We start from the raw sequence: 18,179 nt of genomic DNA, 5'->3' as shown, positions 1-18,179 counted from the left end.
TTCACCTAACTACAATTTTAAATTGCCAAGAGTATAGCCCATAAATATGGTGATCAAAATCACCCCTTCAAGGGCATGAACAGAATAAAAATTAATTTTTTTGCTGCGCTTCCGTGATTTCGTCGATCAGACGTAAATAACTGTCTAATCGGCGCGGCAAAATTTCGCCATTTTGAGCCGCCATTCTAAGCGCACATTGCTTTTCATGTTTATGCGTACAGTTACGGAACTGACAATAACCCAAATGTGACTCGATCTCAGGGAAACCTTGCTGAACTTTTTCCAATTCTAGGTGCCATAAACCAAATTCACGGATTCCAGGTGAATCAATCAATGCAGAACCTTCACCAAACGCAATTAAGCGCGTAGAGGTGGTGGTGTGCTGACCGAGCGCGGAGTTTTCCGAAATAATATTGGTTTTTTGCGCAGCATCCGGAACAATGGCATTAATTAAAGTACTTTTACCAACCCCAGACTGACCTACAAATGCGACAGTTTCACCAGAAAGTCGAGCAGAAAGTGCGCTTAAGTCACCATCGGATTGGGTTTGCATGACCTCATAGCCCAAGTCACGATATTCTTGTAATAGCGTTAAGATCGGATCGTTGTCTTTAAGTAAGTCTGATTTATTTAAGACCAATAAGGCTGGAATATCAGCATCTGCACAGGCCACCAAATAGCGGTCAATCAGGCCAGGTGCTGGCTCAGGAAGCGGTGCAAATACAATCACAATCAGGCTGACATTGGCTGCGACAGGTTTCACTTTGTGATAACGGTCAGGGCGTGTCAGTAAAGATTGGCGTGGATGAATCGCGGTAATAATCCCTAAACCTGTGATCGGGTCAGCTTGCCATTTGACACGGTCACCCGTCACCAATAATTCGAGATTGGTACGGGTATGGCAGCGCCAAACACTGCCTAATTCGATGGGTTTCCAATGGGGTTCAGGTTCACCTGCTTGCACAATTGGTTTTTCAGGATGTTGGTCGGGTGTAGACAGCGCTTGAACTTCAAGTTGACGACCATAATGTTGGACGACCAAGCCTTCCAAATCTGCAGAAGTATCGATTTCTTCCTGACGAGATTTATGTTGCTTCTGAATGCGACGTTGCTGCTGTTCAGTCAGTCGGCGCTTACGAATTAAAGCCATTCATATCCTAAAAAACCATGAAAACTAGATGGCAAAAATAGCATGAAAGCAGGGTCTATTTACAGCGCAAGCCCAATAAATTTGCTACTATGTTCATTTTTACAGCCTAATAAGATTGCACATTTATGAGCAGCACACCTGATACACGCCTGATTTGGATTGACCTTGAAATGACAGGTCTAGATACAGATAACGACCAGATTATTGAAGTTGCAACAATTGTGACGGATGATAATTTAAATATTCTGGCGGAAGGGCCTGTGCTTGCGGTACATCAGTCTGACCGTGTGCTCAATGCAATGGATGAATGGAATACTCGTCAACATGGTCAATCAGGTCTGATCGAACGTGTACGTCGTAGTAAATTGACAGCACAAGATGCTGAACAGCAAACTTTAGAATTTTTGAAAAAATGGGTAAATCCAAAATCATCACCAATGTGTGGTAACTCAATTTGCCAAGATCGTCGTTTCTTGCATCGTTTAATGCCTGAAATGGAACAATACTTCCACTACCGTAATCTCGATGTATCATCAGTGAAAGAATTGGCGAAACGCTGGCGCCCAGAGATCATGGGGGGCTTGAAGAAAAATGCCTCGCATTTAGCAATGGATGATATCCGTGACTCGATTGCAGAGCTTAAATACTACCGTGAATATTTCTTTATTATGAATAAAGACTAAGGTTGTAAGATCGAAAAAGAGGCGAAAGCCTCTTTTTTTTATCCGAGATATTTTCTCTATCGTTGATAGATGTTGGCTTGATGAATCTCGAGAAAACTTGCAGGCTGAGCCAAATCAGTGAAGCCAAATTGACGATATAAACCATGTGCATCCGCCGTTGCAAGCAACATGCGTCTTAGATCTGCGGAGCCACATTTTTCAAATAAAGTACTCACAATTAATTTTGAATAGCCTTTGCCTCGATGCTCATCGGCGACATAAATATCGGCTAAATAAGCAAAAGTTGCATAATCCGTAATGGCACGACCAAAACCGATGATTTCATCATCGAGAAGTAAGGCCACGGCCAAAGAGTTTTCAATCGCTTTTTTCACCACATGTTTTGGAATATCTTTTGACCAATAGGTATGGCTTAAAAAGCGATGCACGGTGTCTAAATCCATTTCATTTTTGTCATCGGTAATTTTTAAATTATTTGGCAGAGGATGGATGTCCATGGCAATACACACTTGATTTTTTGATCTATGGTTATATTTTTAAAGCAGATCTCCGTTCGCTGTAAATGTTTATTTTGATGGATTTAGACCTGATGCGAATGCCGCTCTGTTGCGCTGACTGCTGAATTGCGTTTTATCAAAGAAAAAAAGCAGTGAATTTGCTAAAATGGCGGCTGATTTAACACTGCCTCCAAACCTATGACTGAACTGCTCCAAGATGATGAATATGACCGCCGTTTTGCTGGCGTAGCCAAAATATATAGTGATGAAAGTTTTCATCATTATGAAAAAAGTCATGTCATGGTGATAGGGATTGGTGGTGTAGGCTCATGGGCGGTCGAAGCTTTAGCGCGTACTGGTATTGGTGAGCTGACCTTGGTCGATATGGATGTGGTTGCTGCATCGAATATTAATCGACAATTGCCTGCCATGAGCACGACATTGGGACATGAAAAAATTGAAGTGATGGCAGAGCGATGCCGTGCGATCAATCCCCGAATCAAAATAAATTTGATTGATGATTATCTCACACCCGAAAATGTCAAAGAAATTTTGGCAGGTGCTCCTGACCTAATTTTAGATTGCATAGATGATGTGAAGGCCAAATTTGCCTTAATGCTACATTGCCGTTTTAATAAAATTCCGTTGATCGTTTCCGGTGGAGCAGGGGGTAAACTTGATCCGCTGAAAATCCGAGTCGCAGATTTATCAAGAACAGAGCAAGACCCGATGTTAGCTAAATTGCGCACACAATTACGCTGCAAAGGCATTTGTAAAAAGCCGAAAGAAAAGTTTGGGATTACCTGTGTTTATTCGATTGATAATCCATTTTCCAGTGCTGATGTTTGTCCAAGTGCGGGCTTACGTTGTGGTGGATATGGTTCAGCAGTAGTGGTGACGTCCAGCTTTGCGATGGTGGCTGTGTCAGAGGTGCTCAAAAAACTTGATGCAAAACGAGCAAAAGCATGACAGTTATCTCATTTTGAAAAAAATAAAGCACCGAATTCGGTGCTTTTTTTGTATATAGAATTAAAATCAGACACAATGTTGGAATAATTAAAATATTGATTTTTTTGGGGCGAGTATGTGGTTTTTACTGATACTAATTTTGGGGATGGGAGTACTTGCGTTTTGGATGTGGAAAAGACCCGATCCAGTGAAACGCGATCAGGCTAAAGCGGTTGGGCATGACTTGTGGATAGACCAATTAGATGCGCAGCTGAAATTCGCAGAACGTTTAATGCTTGATGCACCAACCGACTATGCGCGTGCCTATGAATTGTATCAAAATTTGGCCAAACAGCATGAAATTCCGCAGGCCTATGTCGCTATGGGGCAGATGCATTTACAAGGCTTAGGCCGAGAAGTCAGTGTGGAAAATGCGCTGGCTTTATTGGAAAAAGCCAATAGTTTAGGCAGTGATGATGCTGCATATGTGTTGGGGCAAGTTGAAGAAGGTATCTATGGCGGAGTGCCCAATATTGAGAAAGCACAATATTGGTATCGACATGCGATTTCACGCGGTCATTTGGATGCACAATATCGACTCGCCGAATTAAACCCAGAAGATCAAACACATGCCGAGCGGCAACATTTAGATTTGTTGCAAAAAAATGCGGACAATGGACATGCCAATTCACAGTATCAATTGGCACAGTTCTATTTAAAACAAGCCACGCCAAATATTGCTCTAGGATTGGAATATTTACTGAAAGCTGCTCAACAAGACCATATGGCGGCTATTCAGCAATTGCAGCAATTCTATGCACAAGGAAAGTATCTTGCGCAAAATGATGAAAAGTCATTGCAATATTTAAAGCGAGGATTGCTACTCGGGCACCAGCAGCAGTTGTATGAATATTATCAAGCAGTATTGATGGGTAAAATCGACGTCGATCAGCGTCAGCGGGTTTATCATGATCTTTTGCAGCAGGCCAAAGAGCACAAAGTTGCAGCAGCCAGCCGATTATTAGGCATTGCACATTTTCATGGTTGGTACTTGGAGAAGCAGGAAACTTTAGGTTTTCGCTTTCTGACCGAAGCTGCTCAACTTAAAGATGCTGATGCAATTAGTCTTATTGCCGCACTGTATTTTGAAAAGTATTTGGTTAGTGATGATCCGCAAAAAGCATTTGAGTTATATCAAACAGCGTATCAATTCAAACCATTATTCATTAACCAAGTTGGTTTGGCCCTATGCTATCTACACGGCGTCGGTGTTGAGCGAAATATCAAGCAAGCGCAGCAACTTTTAGTTGAAGCGGCAAGACACTTAAATGATATGTCCATTACTTGTGTCGCCGATCAGAATTATGTGATTGGACGTTTTTATGCATTGCCAGAATATCCTTTACCACATCGTGATCAGTGTCTGAGTTATCTGGAAAAAGCCGCAGAACAAGGTTCGCAGGATGCTGCTTGGTATCTCTACCGTTTAGCCGTGGACAATATCTTGCCTGATCTACAGTTTGATGAAGCTCAAACCCAGCGAGCATTGTTGAAGGCGGCGAAATTAGGCCATCCTGATGCACTTACGCAACTAGGTCTAGTTAATTTAAAAGGACAATGGGGAACACAAGATTTCCAACAAGCGTTGCAGTATTTCTCGCAAGCGGCGGGATTAGGAAATGTGACTGCCTTGTACCAGCTTGGTGAAATGTCAGAACATGGTTTAGGTGTACAGCAAGATTTAACCCAAGCGCATAGCTATTATGCACAAGCGGCTCAGGGGATGAATGCTGCGGCATTAACGCGATTGGGCTATTTATATATTCATGGCATTGGCGTAGAGCGTGATCTTAAAATTGCACAGCAATATTTGGAAAAAGCGGCCTTGCAAGGCTATGTCGAAGCACAAGAACAATTGGAGAATATTCACGCATTTTTAAATGCCAATTAATCGTGATGCAAGGTAGTAAGGTGGTATGAAGAGACCTGAAGTTTAGTTTGATGGTCTCTACATTTTTTAATACAGAAATAAATAGAGTAAAAATAACATAAAGAATTAATGTGGAAATTTGAATTTTTACTTACATAAAACCCAACAAAGCAGGCAGTTTATGCCTAGAAAAATATGAGTTTTTTTGATTAAATACCCCGCATATTTTATAAAAATCTGATTTTAGATAATAACGATGCTGAACAATATATATTCTGCAATTGAAAAATTGGGCATTAGTCCACAAAAACGTGCCTTGCATATTCAATTTTCCAATACCACGCTGAATGAACAAGTATTCTTGCAACGTATTGATGGGGAACATGCCTTAAGTGAAGGTTTGAATGTTCAGCTCATCTGTCTCTCAACTTCTGCCACCTTAGAACTCAAACAATTTATTGGTACACAAGTCGCAATCGATCAGGTAACCGATGCGGGTCAACTTTTTCGTATTACCGGGATCATTACAGAAGCATTTCAAGGCCAAAGTGATGGTGCATTAACGCTATATAAGTTGACCTTAGAAGATCCAACAGCATTGTGGCATAAGCGTCGTAATAGCCGCGTGTTTATGAATAAATCGGTCAAAGATGTGGTCGAGATTATTTTTAAGGAATGGCAAAAAAAGAGCCCACTTTTTGCAGCGAGCTTAAGTTTGGACTTAAGCGGCTTAAAGAAAGAGTATGACGTTCGACCATTCATGATGCAAAGTAATGAAACCGACTATGATTTTATTACTCGCTTACTACGCAGTGAAGGCATTCATTGGTTAATTGATGAAGCGCAGCATTTTGTCTCTTCCTCTTCAGCGCCACTCCAAGCCCAAAAGCTGCGTTTAATTGATGAAAATAGTCAATATCAGCCTCTAGATCGTCGCAATATCCGTTTTCATCGCAGCAGCGCTACAGAAAAGCAAGACAGCATGACCAGTTTTATCGGTCAGCGCAGTCTGCAACCGACGTCGGTACATGTACAACGATGGCAAGCGGATGTGCTTGAACAGGACGAGGGTGGTGGTGCAGTACAAAGCAAGCACCTACATAGTCAAAATCAAGATAATGCGAGCTTAAGCTTAGAGCAGGCATGGCATGTGAGCCCTGCATGGATGCAAGATCTGAATGGTGAAGATGCTGCAACTGCCTCTAATAGTGCTCAAGTTGAACGTCTCAATCAAAATTTTAGTGATTATTATGCAGCTCAAGCCAAACAATTTATTGCTAAAAGTACCGTGCGTGATACACAAGTTGGTTATTGGTTCAAATTGGATGAGCATCCAGAGATTGACCAGCATCGAGGTGCCGATCAAGAGTTTTTGATTTTATCCAAGTCTTTTTATAACCAAAATAATTTACCCAAAGACTTAACCGATCAAGTTACACAACTGATCCATCAAAGTCAGTGGCAAGTCAAACAAAGCGATGCTGATGAACGCCAAGCCAATACCTTGGCTTTGCAACGTCGAAATATTACCACCGTCCCTGAATTTAATCCGCTTACACATCGACCAGTAACACATCCGCAGCGTGCTAAAGTTGTGGGTCCTGCCGGTGAAGAAATCCATGTTGATGAATGGGGGCGGATAAAAGTCCGTTTTCTGTTTACCCGTTCAGATGATCATGGTCATGATGGCGGTGCAGGTGCGAACAATAATGACACAGACTCGGCTTGGGTCGATGTACTGACCCCTTGGGCCGGCGAAGGCTATGGAGCGCGCTTCTTACCTCGAGTTGGTGAAATAGTTGTCGTTGATTTCTTTGATGGCAACATTGACCGACCTTTTGTCGTGGGTCGTATTCATGAAGCGCAGCGTAGTCCCACTAAATTTGACAATAAAGGACAATTACCAGATACCAAAAAACTTGCGGGAATTCGTTCCAAAGAAGTGGCGGGAGAGGGTTTTGGTCAATTACGCTTTGATGACACCACGGGGCAAATTAGTACCCAGCTGCAAAGTAGTCATGGTGCGAGCCAACTGAACCTCGGTAAGCTCAGTCATCCAAAAGATAAAGCAGAAAGTGAAGATCGGGGTGAAGGTTTTGAGCTGCGGACCGATCAATGGGGGGCGCTACGAGCTGGACAAGGTTTATTGGTGTCGACTTATAAACAGGAAAAGGCCAATGGTGAACATTTAGATGCAGAGATTGCAAGAACACAGCTGGAGACGAGTCATAGTAATAGTAAGTCTTTAAGTGATATTGCAAAACAACAAAAAACAGATGAAATTGAATCTGTTGAACAGCTCAAAGCTTTTGCCAGTGAAATAGAAAAAGATATCGCTAAATTTAAAAAAGCCATTCTTTTACTTAACTCAGTGGATGGTATTGCACTGAGTACACCAGAGGATATTCATTTATCTGCAACAGGCATGATCAACCAAATTGCCGGTGATAGCATTAACCTGAGTACGCAAAAAAATATTGTGGGACAAGCTTTAGGTAAGGTTAGCTTATTTGCAGCTCAAGGTGGTATTAAAGCAATAGCAGCGCAAAGTAAAGTCGAAATTCATGCACAGTCTGATGCTTTGGATATTTTGGCAAAAAAAGGAATTACGATTTCTTCTACTGAAGACAAAATAGAGATTAGCAGTCCTAAAGAGATTGTGATCACAGGAGCTTCTTCCCAAATTACTTTAAATGGCTCGGGAATTCTTGCTAAGACAGGCGGTAAATTTGAAGTAAATGCAGGGCAGCATCTATTTAAACCTGCATCGAGTGCAAGCAAGTCTACACAACTTCCTGCTTCAAACCCTTTGAAAGGTGCCTTAGAACTTCTTAAAAGTTATGGGGGGCAAGATTTCTTTAGTGGCACCGGTTTTAAAGTGATTGATGCTTTAGGTAAACAAGTTTCAGGGAAACTCGATGGCAATGGCTTTGCACAAGTTACAGGCATTGCACCGGGACCCGCGAAAGTGGAGTTTGATAAAGATCCACGCAGTGCGTGGGATCAGTCTAGTCACTTTAATCGCAACTATGATTGGGCGGAAAAAGTGGTACCAGGCGCTTCGGACTTTTTACAAAATACATTGGGTTCGTTGGGGCAAAATTTAACATCACAGTTAAAAGATAATCTCTTTAATTTAAATGCCGATTCTTTAAAAAATATCGGAAAAAATGCATTAAAAGATCTAGGTGGACAGGCATTAAATCAATTTAAAGACCAAGTCACCAACTCTGCACTATCTGCAATTTCATCGAAACTCAACTTGGGACTTTCTGCTTCACAAATGGCAAGTTTGGGTCAGGGTGCACAAGGCTTATCCAGCGTATTAGGTGGAAGTGGAATGAGTAACGGCATCGTTTCTGGGTCAACTGCTGCCGCAGTTCAGAACTCACAAGCAACCATTGATAAGGATATAGTGGGCCGTAAAATTTCTTATTCCACACGCGCATTGACTTATACGGAAACCATTCGAGAAGGCTCTGCAACGCCTACGAATGTGACAGCTGCACCAGTCGCAGTGCCTAAAGTGCCTGAAATAAAAGTAGCAGAAGCGGCACCAGCACAAGCGATACCTGTCCTTGCTAGTGATGATGATTGGGTGGACCGGAAACAATATTCAAGTCCTTACCTCACTTACAGTGAAACCACACGACCGAAAAAGAACAATGGTTAGTACTTCATAAGAGCGACAGCAAAACACAATTTTAAATATTTAGAATTTGAGTAATAGGTTTTTACATGACAACTGAGCAAAATGTTCAACAAGAACAACAGACAACAACTAAGCCAGCAGTTGAACTGGCGATTTTTAACTTAGAGAGTGTGACGCATACAGAAGATCATAAGTTTATTGCACATCAAATTGAAAACTATTTAAAGCAATGTGGTAATACCAACTTAGGGCAGTTGAAAAGTCTTGCTAATGTACCAACGGTTGCCAATATTTTTGCACTTTCAGGTTCAGTCTTAGATTTACTATTGTTTTGTACTGAGCAAAAACAAGGTGAGTCAGGAGTACAGCAAGGCGCTTTACTTTGTATGAACTTGATTGGTTTATACTTAGAACCCAAAGCCGAAGCTCATGTACGAATGGCTTTACGTCCTTTATTGGGACTCATGGCTGAATGTTTATATCCGCAAAATGGTACAGTCAAAGAAGCCGATATCCGTCGCATGTCTTTGCATTTAAATGCGCAAATGGCAGGGGATATAGAAAAATTCCTGACTGAAACACAAGCTAAATTACCTACCTTGCTTTCAGGTGCAAGCACATTGGGTATATCCATACTCTCAGCCTTTGCAACTGAAACGAAATCAGGACTGGTATCACCAACCATTAATTTTGGCGCAACTGCCGAAAAACGAGATCCAGCGGAACAATTTAGTAACTGGACGAAACCGCTGATTGATCTGACACAAACCAGTGCACTTGCTAGTTTGATACCGAAACTTAAAAAGCCAACAGGGGTCACATCTTTACAGTTGGAAGCACAACAAGCACAATCGCTTTTACCGAATCTAATTCAGCAACAAGCAAATACAGGTACAAAATATAGTATTGCTTGGTTGATACAAGAAACCTTAAAAGCCATCAAAAAACAAGGCAATAAAGCCAGTGCCAGCGTTCCTTTAAATCAAACTGGTGAGCATGAGCAGCATACAACAGGTGATACTTTAGAGTTTTTAACTTTACAGGCCGATGCACTGAATAATCCGCCTTGCCAAGGAGCTGACTCACAATCTAAGCACAGTATCAGCTATTCCATTGGCGCAGAACGAGTCAATCATACTGATTTCTACTTACCCAAAGTGGGCTTTAGCTTCAGCCGTCAATATAATTCGCAAATGCATGAGTTTGATGGCAGCATGATGGGCGCGCGTTGGATGATGCCTTTTTCGAATGTCATTAGCCAAAATAAAAATGGCTACTTATTTATAGACAGTAATGGGCGCAAGCATCAGTTGCCTGAGTCAATCCTGTATGAAGCATACACGGTCCCTTATGAAGGCTTTACGGTAGAACCTTTAGAAAATGAAGATTTGCTACTAAACTTTGGTTCAGCGTGGAGTTTCCATTTTCATAGTTTCAATGGCGGAAAACACTATCAGTTGATTCAGCAATTCAATGAAGAAACAGATGAAAAAGTTGCTTTAAGTTATTTACTATTTGAACAGCAGGCTTATCTGCAACGTATTGATTTTCAATTGAAGAAAGCTAAACACCAGCTCAAGTTTGCCTTTAATGATCAAGTAAAACTCATCGCTGCTTTTGTGGATGAACAGGCAGAGCCAGTGTCACGTTATGAATATGATACGCAAGGCAATTTAATTAAGGCTGTAGATCAAAATGGCCATGTACGCAGCTATGAATATAATGATGCGCATCAACTGACTCGCTATACCGACCGTACTGGTCGTGGGCAAAATATCCGTTATGAATCAAAAGAGGCGAATGCCAAAGCCATCGCAGAATGGGCAGATGATGGTAGTTTTAAAACACGTTTGGAGTGGCACCCGAGACTGCGCCAAGTTGCTGTATATGATGCTTATGATGTGCCAACCTATTACTACTTTGATTTAGATGGTTTTACCTATCGCACACGCTTAGCCGATGGCCGTGAAAAATGGCTATCGCGTGACAGTCAAAAACGTATTACCCGTCAAATTGATTTTGCAGGCCTAGAAACCGAACAAGTTTATAACGAGCAAGATCAGCTGATTAAAATTGTACAGCCGAATGGAGGCATCATCCGTTTTGCCTATGATGAAGCAGGAAATTTGACGGAAACTAAAGATCCAGAAGGTCATATTTGGAAAAAAGAATACGATGCAGACGGTAATGTAACGAAGGAAATTAATCCTTTAGGTTATAGCACGCAATATAAATACAACAACGATAATCAAGTTGTAGAAATCATTGATGCCAAAGGCGGCGCTAAAAAAATTCAATACAATGATTTGGGGCAAATGACCGCATATAGCGATTGTTCAGGTAAAGAGAGCGCATGGGAATACGATGAAGAAAGCGCACTGACGGCCCAGCAGTCTGCTGATGCACAGCAAGTCAAATATATCTACAGCACAGATGGCAAAGACAAAGGCCAGCTTAAAGCAATTGTCTACCCTGATGGTTTAAAAGAACAATTTGAGCATGATGAAGAAGGGCGCTTGCTCAAGCATACGGATACCAAAGGTTTAAGCACGCAGTACCGTTATAACGCTGCGGGTTTGCTCGAACAGCGTATAGATGCGAACCGTCATCAAATTGGCTACCAATGGGATCAGCAAGGCCGTATTCAAAAGCTGATCAATCAAAACCATGCAGAATATTTATTTGAATATAACCGTTATGGTCAATTGGCACGTGAACAGGCCTTCGACGGCGAAGAAAAATATTATAGCTACAATGAAAACGGCCAGCTGTTCCAAATCCGTCAGCCGAATGTGTTTACTCAATTTGCATATTTTGCTGATGGTGCAATCGCTTCAAAAACTTATACCCATGCACAAACTCGTGTAAGTCAAACAGAAGAATTTGAATACAACCTGAATCATCAGTTGAGTAAGGCGACGAATAAAGACAGTCAAATCGATTTTTATCGCAACCCGCTTGGCCAATTGGTCCGTGAGCATCAGCATTATAAAGTGCCGCATTTAACTCCGCTGACGGCTGTGCTGCGTTATGAATATGATGTGCTGGGAAATTTAACTCAAACGATTCGTCCTGATGGACAGGTTCAAAGCAATTTGAGTTATGGTTCAGGGCATATTTATGGCATTGCGTTAAATAAAAAAGACATGGTGGCATTCCAGCGTGATGACTTGCACCGTGAAACAGCGCGGATGCTCGCTAATGGATTGGTTCAAAGCAAAAATTATAATGATGTAGGTTTACTCAGTTCGCAGCTGATTCAGCCAGAGCAAGAGACTTTAGGGCGAGTACAGCATCATGCGGAACGGCAGTATCATTATGATCAAAATTATCTACTCACGCAGGTGGACGACAGCCGTTTAGGCAAGCTGAATTATCAATATGATGCGGTTGGCCGTTTGATACAGAGTCAAAGTGTGCATAAAACGGAAAGCTTTACTTTTGACCCTGCGGGGAATTTAATTGACCCGATTGCCACGCAGGCGTCTCAAGTGAAAAGTAATTTGATCGCTCAATATCAGGGTAAAAACTATAAATACGATGCGCAAGGCAATGTGATTGAAAGCAGCCATGCAGGGAAAACATTAAAACTGACATGGGATAACCTGAACCGTTTGATCCAAAGTGAGCTTAATGGTCAGGTGACTGAATATGGTTATGATGTATTTGGAAGGCGTTTATATAAGAAAAATCAAAATGCGCAAACCCTGACCTTATTCGGCTGGGACGGTGACTTGATGATTTGGGAGTCACAACAATCTAAAGACTTTGAAGGAAACTACACCAAGCATTATGTCTATGAACCGCAGAGCTTTGTACCGCTGCTGCAAACGGGCTATACAGGTTTTATCAAGCTTTTAGAAACTCCAGATTACACTCAATTTCAGCATGAAGATTATTCGGTTTATAAAGATCCGCTATGGAAAACTGAAACACGAAAAAATAAAGCTGAATTGGAGCGGGTGCTTTTTTATCACTGTGACCAAGTTGGTACACCGCAAACATTGAGCAATGAGCTAGGTGAATGCATATGGGAAATTAAGCAGGATGTATGGGGTGACGCTTTAGAAATAAAGGCTTCTCATAATTTACTTGAGCAAACCAATATTCGTTTCCAAGGGCAATATTACGATAGTGAAACTGGATTACATTATAACCGTTTCCGTTATTATGAGCCGTTTAGTGCAAGGTATGTGAGTAAGGATCCGATTGGATTGTTTGGCGGGTTGAATAACTCTTCGTATGTGAGTGATCCGAATCAGTGGGTTGATCCATTAGGATTACAGTTCCAAGAAGCAAACAATAAGTATGCTCATTCTAATGGCGCAAATGCGGCGCTGAGAGAGTATGAGAAAAGGAATAATGACAATAGTAAGAATGGTACTTCACCAAATCTTCTAATTAATTTAGCAGAAAAAGCAGCTACTGGTAAAGGTGGTTGCGCAAGTGCTACTGGAGGAGTAGGTGGAGCTTTATGCATAAATTATAATGGAAATGGGTATGTTGAAAGTAGTATTGAGCGCTCTATAGGTGTCTATGGGGAGGTCGCTATTTTGAATAAAAGAAAACCGTATTGGGGGGAAAGAAAAGATGGAAATTATTATGAAGGTTGTGCTGCTTCTGGCAAGAAAAAATATTGTACTGGTGTAAATGGAGATGATTCAACTTATGCATACTCGCAAAAGGCGATTGTTGGAAAAATGACAGGCCTTAAGATATCAGAGGGACAACAAACTACCAAAGATATGAAAGAGCCAATACCGAATAGGTTAGCTGAAGTACCGAGTAAAATGGGCTACCATGTATTAGATTTAGGTGCTCAAGGATTATTTTAATTGGAGGCAATATTATGAGATATTTAATTTTTGTATTTTTAATGAGTGTTTTTATTCTTACATCTGCTTGCCATGAAGGGAAAAACATAGCTAATAATGTAAATAACAATGAACTGATTAAGAGAAATGCAGAAAATGGTGATGTAATATCACAGTATAATCTTGGGGTAATGTACCTTCAAGGTTTAAATGGTAATAAATCTGATCTAAAAGAAGCAATATATTGGCTTACAAAAGCTGCTGAGAGTGATGAGCCAGATGCGCAATTTAATCTCGGTTATATCTATAGTTCAGAAGAATTTGGTTTAAAAAATTATAATAAAGCAATACAGTGGTATGAGCGATCTATAAAAAATGGTAATTCTGGAGCAATGAATAATTTAGCAAACTTTTATAGGGATGGTACAGGGCTTTCTAAAAATTTAGACAAAGCCGTTGATTTATATACTCAATCTTCCGATAAAGGTTATATGCCAGCTAAAGTAAATTTGGGTAATTTGTATTTAAATGGTTATGGTGTTAAAAAAGACATAAAAATTGCCTTTGATTATTATGAGGTTGCGGCACAGCAAGGTGATGCTGATGGACAATATTTGCTTGGTAGTATGTATATTGAAGGACTAGGAGTGGAGGAAAACTTTGAAAAGGGTTTATTTTGGATAAAGAGATCTGCTGAGCAAGGTAATGATGTCGCAAGGAATAGAATTTTAAAAATTCAAGAAGGCCGAATATAAGTTTCTGTATTTTTATAGCTTTGTTGCACAAATCTATCCATAAAGGCTTGTTTAGTAATATAGTTTCCAAATGAATAAGCCTACACCTAAAATTTATCGTACAACCCATTGGTCTACATACAACCGAGCACTCATTAATCGTGGAAATATTGCCATTTGGTTTGATCCAAACAATCAGTTATATGCGCAACCATAAGGCAAGTAAGGTCGAAATCAAACTTATTCCGATACTGCTATACAATGCAGTTTAATGATTAAATCTTTATTCAGACTCTCTTTACGCATGGTCACAGGTTTTGTTCAAAGTCTAATTAAACTATGTGGATTAAGTTGGGCTGCGCCAGATTACAGTACGCTTTGTCGAAGACAAAAACATATTGATATTGCGATTAGCTATCAAAAAAAGTGATGGGTTATATCTACTTGTAGACTCAACTGGCTTGAAGTTTCTAGGTGAAGGTGAGTGGAAACGTAAGAAAAATGGGCCTGAATACCGTCGCCAATGGCGTAAGCTGCATATTGGTATCGATGCTGAAACCCTGCAAATACGTGCAGTACAGCTTAGGTGCTTACGATACGAAGCACTGCAGACAAGTTATTTTAGATCGAGATGCACATGCGATCATTCCACCAAGGAAAAATGCAAAGCCATGGAAAGATCAGAAATTGAGATCTTTAGAGCGGAATGAATTACTAAAAACAGTGAAACGTTTAGGAAGAGCGCTTTGGAAAAAATGGTCTGGTTATCATCGTCGAAGTTTGGTCGAAACTAAGATGCATTGCATCAAATTATTGGGGGATAAACTCAGTGCAAGAAAATTTGATAGCCAAGTCAATGAGATCCATGCACGTATAGCCGTGTTAAATAAATTTACCGAGTTAGGTCAACCACATACCCAAGTTATGCCTTAAATTTGAGTAGATATGGGCAATCTTAATTTTTACATCTTTGTGCAACAAAGCCGATGAAAGATGAAGAAAAGAAAAAAAACAAATGAAAGGTTAATTGGTATGAATTTATTTAAGTTGATTTTTATTATTTTAATTATTCCATTATTTTCTTGTGCTAAAGGTGAAAATAATATCTTGGATGAGGAGGCTGGAATGTATAATTTTAAAAAAAATGAATCAATTGTATATGAAATAAATGATTTATTTCATGCAAAAAAAACCAAAGAGGCTTTTTATTTGATTTCTAGTTATTCACATAAGTTTAATGTAGATGAAAAAGTTGGAGTGGGAGCAATATTATATTCAAATGGATATTATAAGTTGTCAAAATCGTATTTTGAGGATGCATCTTTCGCTGGGAATCCCGAGGCTTTTTATCGGCTTGGTTATTTTTATAATTATAATGAAGACGAAAAAGATGTTGAACTGGCAATAAAATATTTCAATTTATCAATTGAAGCTGGATATTTGAGTTCTTATATTAATCTAGGGGAAATATATTTATTTGAAGATGGTTTTGTGAGTTTATCAACTGCTAGATTTAACTTTAAAAAGGCTGTGAGCTTGGGGTTTATGAATGGTTATTATGGGTTGGGAGAAATTAATTTACGTGAAGGTAATTTTTATGAAGCTAAGAATGATTTTGAAAAATTAAAGAAATATGGTTATTTGTTAGAGTATTATGATGGATGTGTAAATTTATATTCAAAATATGAAGATTCAGAATTTTACGATATAGATTTGGCAAAAAAATATATTGATCTTATAATTCTTCTTATAGATGATCCGAGAAAATATGAAATTATAGCCGATTTTTACAAAGGTGATCATAAGTATCGAGATCTGAATAAAAGTAATTACTATTCAGAACTAGAAAAATATTAAAATTATGAATGGGAGGAGTTAGGATGGCTTAAGTATCCTTATTCTTCCCGTTGAAAAATCAAAACCAACCTTATTATTAGTTCAAGACATAGCTATGGCATCGCCTTTAACCAACAAGATATGGTGGCATTCCAACGTGATGATTTGCATCGTGAAACAGCTCGTATGTTGGCCAATGGCTTAATTCAAAGCAAAAATTATAATGATGTCGGTCTGCTGAGTTCACAAATTATTCGACCAGAACAAGAAACTACAGGTCGTGTACAGCATCAAGCAGAACGTCATTATCAATACGATAAAAACTACTTACTGACCCAAGTTGAGGACAGTCGCTTAGGTCAACTCAACTATCAATACGATGTAATTGGACGATTGATCAAAAGCCAAGGTCCGCAACTTACAGAAAGCTTTGCCTTTGACCCAGCGGGTAACTTGATTGACCCGATTGCGACACAATCATCACAAGTGAAAAATAACCTGATTACGCAATATCAAGGCAAACACTATAAATACGATGCGCAAGGCAATGTGATTGAAACGACCCAAGCAGGCAAAACGCTAAAACTAACGTGGGATAACCTAAATCGTCTGATTCAAAGTGATAACAATGGCCAAGTCACGACTTATGGCTATGATGTCTTTGGTCGACGCTTATATAAACATAGCCCAATAGAAAAAAACTTAACGTTATTTGGCTGGGATAGTGACTTAATGATTTGGGAGTCACAACAATCCAGTAATGAACAAGCGCAATATACCAAGCATTATGTTTATGAGCCGAATAGCTTTGTACCCTTGCTACAAACAGGCTATGCCGGATTTATTAAATTAATTGAAACACCAGACTACTCAAAGTTCCAAACAGAACCTTACTCAGTTTATAAAGACTCAGTATGGAAAACTGAAACACGGAAGAATAAGGCTGCATTAGAAAAAGTTACATTTTACCACTGTGACCAAGTAGGTACACCGCAAACCTTAAGTAATGAGTTGGGTGAATGTGTTTGGGAAATTAAGCAGAATACATGGGGTATTGCTTTAGAAATTAAGGCTAGTGAAAACCTACTTGAACAAACAAATATTCGTTTCCAAGGCCAATATTACGACAAGGAGACAGGTTTACATTATAACCGCTACAGATATTATGAGCCGCATAGTGCAAGGTATGTGAGTAAAGATCCGATTGGGTTGTTTGGTGGGTTAAATAATTCAATTTATGTGAGCGATCCGAATCAATGGGTCGATTCGATGGGGTTGATGGCACAAGGGGAAAGGGAAAAAGTTGCTGCGAATAATGCGTTAGTTGAAAAGCATGCAGCTGAAAGATTCGCTCAACAAAAAGCTGCTTGGCAAGTTTCAAAAATAAAAGATGCAAGATCCAAACAACAAAATAGACCAAGTACTGGAATATTGGGTGCATTATTGCCAGGAACTATGTCAAGTGTTGCGAAAAATAAGCAAGATGCAAATGTTTTAAGAAATCAGCAAGGAATGAGAAATGTAGGTACAGTTGGAGCTGCCGCCGCTACTTTACCATATGGAGTTACAGTAATTAGTGGCGGTTTTGGAGCAGGTGCAAAGGCACCAATAATGGGTGCTGTTGGTTCTGCTGCAGTAGACGGTGGTTTTCAAACATTTGATAGTGTTAGATGTAAATGCAATGCCTATAATTATAAGCGAACTCTTGGTGTAGCTGGTGTGGGAGCATTAGCAGGAGGAGTTGGCGCAAATCTTGCAAAAGCAAATGGAGTAGAATATGTTACAGCTATGAATTTCTATAAAAATACTCTCTGTACACGACAAAAATAGATAACTCATTGAAATAATGTCACAATAATTGTTTTCTAACGACGAATACTATGACACATCTCAATGAGTTATATCTTATCTTAAACAAATCTCTAAAATGGAACA

The 18,179-nt window shown here is 39.8% G+C and carries 9 protein-coding genes and 2 pseudogenes; 9 read left to right on the top strand and 2 right to left on the bottom strand.

Features of this window, described 5'->3' with window-relative positions; translation table 11 throughout:
- Positions 1-91: 91 nt before the first annotated feature.
- Positions 92-1,150: a ribosome small subunit-dependent GTPase A gene (rsgA, locus tag FTU79_RS12680; protein WP_180004539.1), complete on the bottom strand. Its 1,059-nt coding sequence runs from the start codon at positions 1,148-1,150 to the stop codon at positions 92-94.
- 125 nt (positions 1,151-1,275) lie between these two features.
- On the opposite strand from rsgA, the gene orn reads away from it, so the two are divergent.
- On the top strand, positions 1,276-1,833 hold the full coding sequence (gene orn / locus FTU79_RS12675; protein ID WP_067763591.1) for an oligoribonuclease: 558 nt from the start codon (positions 1,276-1,278) through the stop codon (positions 1,831-1,833).
- Between the two features lie 56 nt (positions 1,834-1,889).
- Here the strand turns inward: orn and FTU79_RS12670 are convergent, their stop codons facing one another.
- Positions 1,890-2,330 carry a GNAT family N-acetyltransferase gene (locus FTU79_RS12670; RefSeq protein ID WP_180050452.1) on the bottom strand — a complete coding sequence of 147 codons (441 nt, stop codon included), beginning with the start codon at positions 2,328-2,330 and terminating at the stop codon, positions 1,890-1,892.
- A 198-nt stretch (positions 2,331-2,528) separates the two neighbouring features.
- On the opposite strand from FTU79_RS12670, the gene FTU79_RS12665 reads away from it, so the two are divergent.
- The 8 genes and pseudogenes from FTU79_RS12665 to FTU79_RS12630 all read left to right on the top strand — a co-directional run.
- Positions 2,529-3,299 carry a ThiF family adenylyltransferase gene (locus tag FTU79_RS12665; protein ID WP_180050449.1) on the top strand — a complete coding sequence of 257 codons (771 nt, stop codon included), beginning with the start codon at positions 2,529-2,531 and terminating at the stop codon, positions 3,297-3,299.
- 115 nt (positions 3,300-3,414) lie between these two features.
- Complete coding sequence (locus tag FTU79_RS12660; protein WP_180050446.1) at positions 3,415-5,229, top strand: tetratricopeptide repeat protein; 1,815 nt, start codon at positions 3,415-3,417, stop codon at positions 5,227-5,229.
- Between the two features lie 235 nt (positions 5,230-5,464).
- Entirely contained in the window at positions 5,465-8,881 is a 3,417-nt protein-coding gene (locus FTU79_RS12655) for a type VI secretion system Vgr family protein (protein ID WP_180050443.1), read from the top strand.
- 65 nt (positions 8,882-8,946) lie between these two features.
- Complete coding sequence (locus tag FTU79_RS12650) at positions 8,947-13,695, top strand: RHS repeat-associated core domain-containing protein (RefSeq protein ID WP_180050440.1); 4,749 nt, start codon at positions 8,947-8,949, stop codon at positions 13,693-13,695.
- A 14-nt stretch (positions 13,696-13,709) separates the two neighbouring features.
- Complete coding sequence (locus tag FTU79_RS12645) at positions 13,710-14,429, top strand: tetratricopeptide repeat protein (protein ID WP_180050437.1); 720 nt, start codon at positions 13,710-13,712, stop codon at positions 14,427-14,429.
- Between the two features lie 70 nt (positions 14,430-14,499).
- Positions 14,500-15,341, top strand: a pseudogene (locus FTU79_RS12640) (IS5 family transposase).
- A gap of 60 nt (positions 15,342-15,401) precedes the next feature.
- Positions 15,402-16,265: a tetratricopeptide repeat protein gene (locus FTU79_RS12635; protein ID WP_180042368.1), complete on the top strand. Its 864-nt coding sequence runs from the start codon at positions 15,402-15,404 to the stop codon at positions 16,263-16,265.
- 60 nt (positions 16,266-16,325) lie between these two features.
- A pseudogene (locus FTU79_RS12630) lies at positions 16,326-18,074 on the top strand (RHS repeat-associated core domain-containing protein); the annotation flags it as partial.
- Between the last annotated feature and the right edge of the window lie 105 nt (positions 18,075-18,179).

This window comes from Acinetobacter sp. YH12144 (genome assembly GCF_013418345.1).
Taxonomy (GTDB): Bacteria; Pseudomonadota; Gammaproteobacteria; order Pseudomonadales; family Moraxellaceae; genus Acinetobacter; species Acinetobacter amyesii.
Note: the sequence above shows the minus strand (reverse complement) of the source record. Positions and strands in the feature narration are given on the sequence as shown.

Excerpts from the sequence above, each read along its gene's own strand:
- rsgA (WP_180004539.1), bottom strand. The coding sequence starts at position 1,150 with ATGGCTTTAATTCGTAAGCGCCGACTGACTGAACAGCAGCAACGTCGC.
- orn (WP_067763591.1), top strand. The coding sequence starts at position 1,276 with ATGAGCAGCACACCTGATACACGCCTGATTTGGATTGACCTTGAAATG.
- FTU79_RS12670 (WP_180050452.1), bottom strand. The coding sequence starts at position 2,330 with ATGGACATCCATCCTCTGCCAAATAATTTAAAAATTACCGATGACAAA.
- FTU79_RS12665 (WP_180050449.1), top strand. The coding sequence starts at position 2,529 with ATGACTGAACTGCTCCAAGATGATGAATATGACCGCCGTTTTGCTGGC.
- FTU79_RS12660 (WP_180050446.1), top strand. The coding sequence starts at position 3,415 with ATGTGGTTTTTACTGATACTAATTTTGGGGATGGGAGTACTTGCGTTT.
- FTU79_RS12655 (WP_180050443.1), top strand. The coding sequence starts at position 5,465 with ATGCTGAACAATATATATTCTGCAATTGAAAAATTGGGCATTAGTCCA.
- FTU79_RS12650 (WP_180050440.1), top strand. The coding sequence starts at position 8,947 with ATGACAACTGAGCAAAATGTTCAACAAGAACAACAGACAACAACTAAG.
- FTU79_RS12645 (WP_180050437.1), top strand. The coding sequence starts at position 13,710 with ATGAGATATTTAATTTTTGTATTTTTAATGAGTGTTTTTATTCTTACA.
- FTU79_RS12635 (WP_180042368.1), top strand. The coding sequence starts at position 15,402 with ATGAAGAAAAGAAAAAAAACAAATGAAAGGTTAATTGGTATGAATTTA.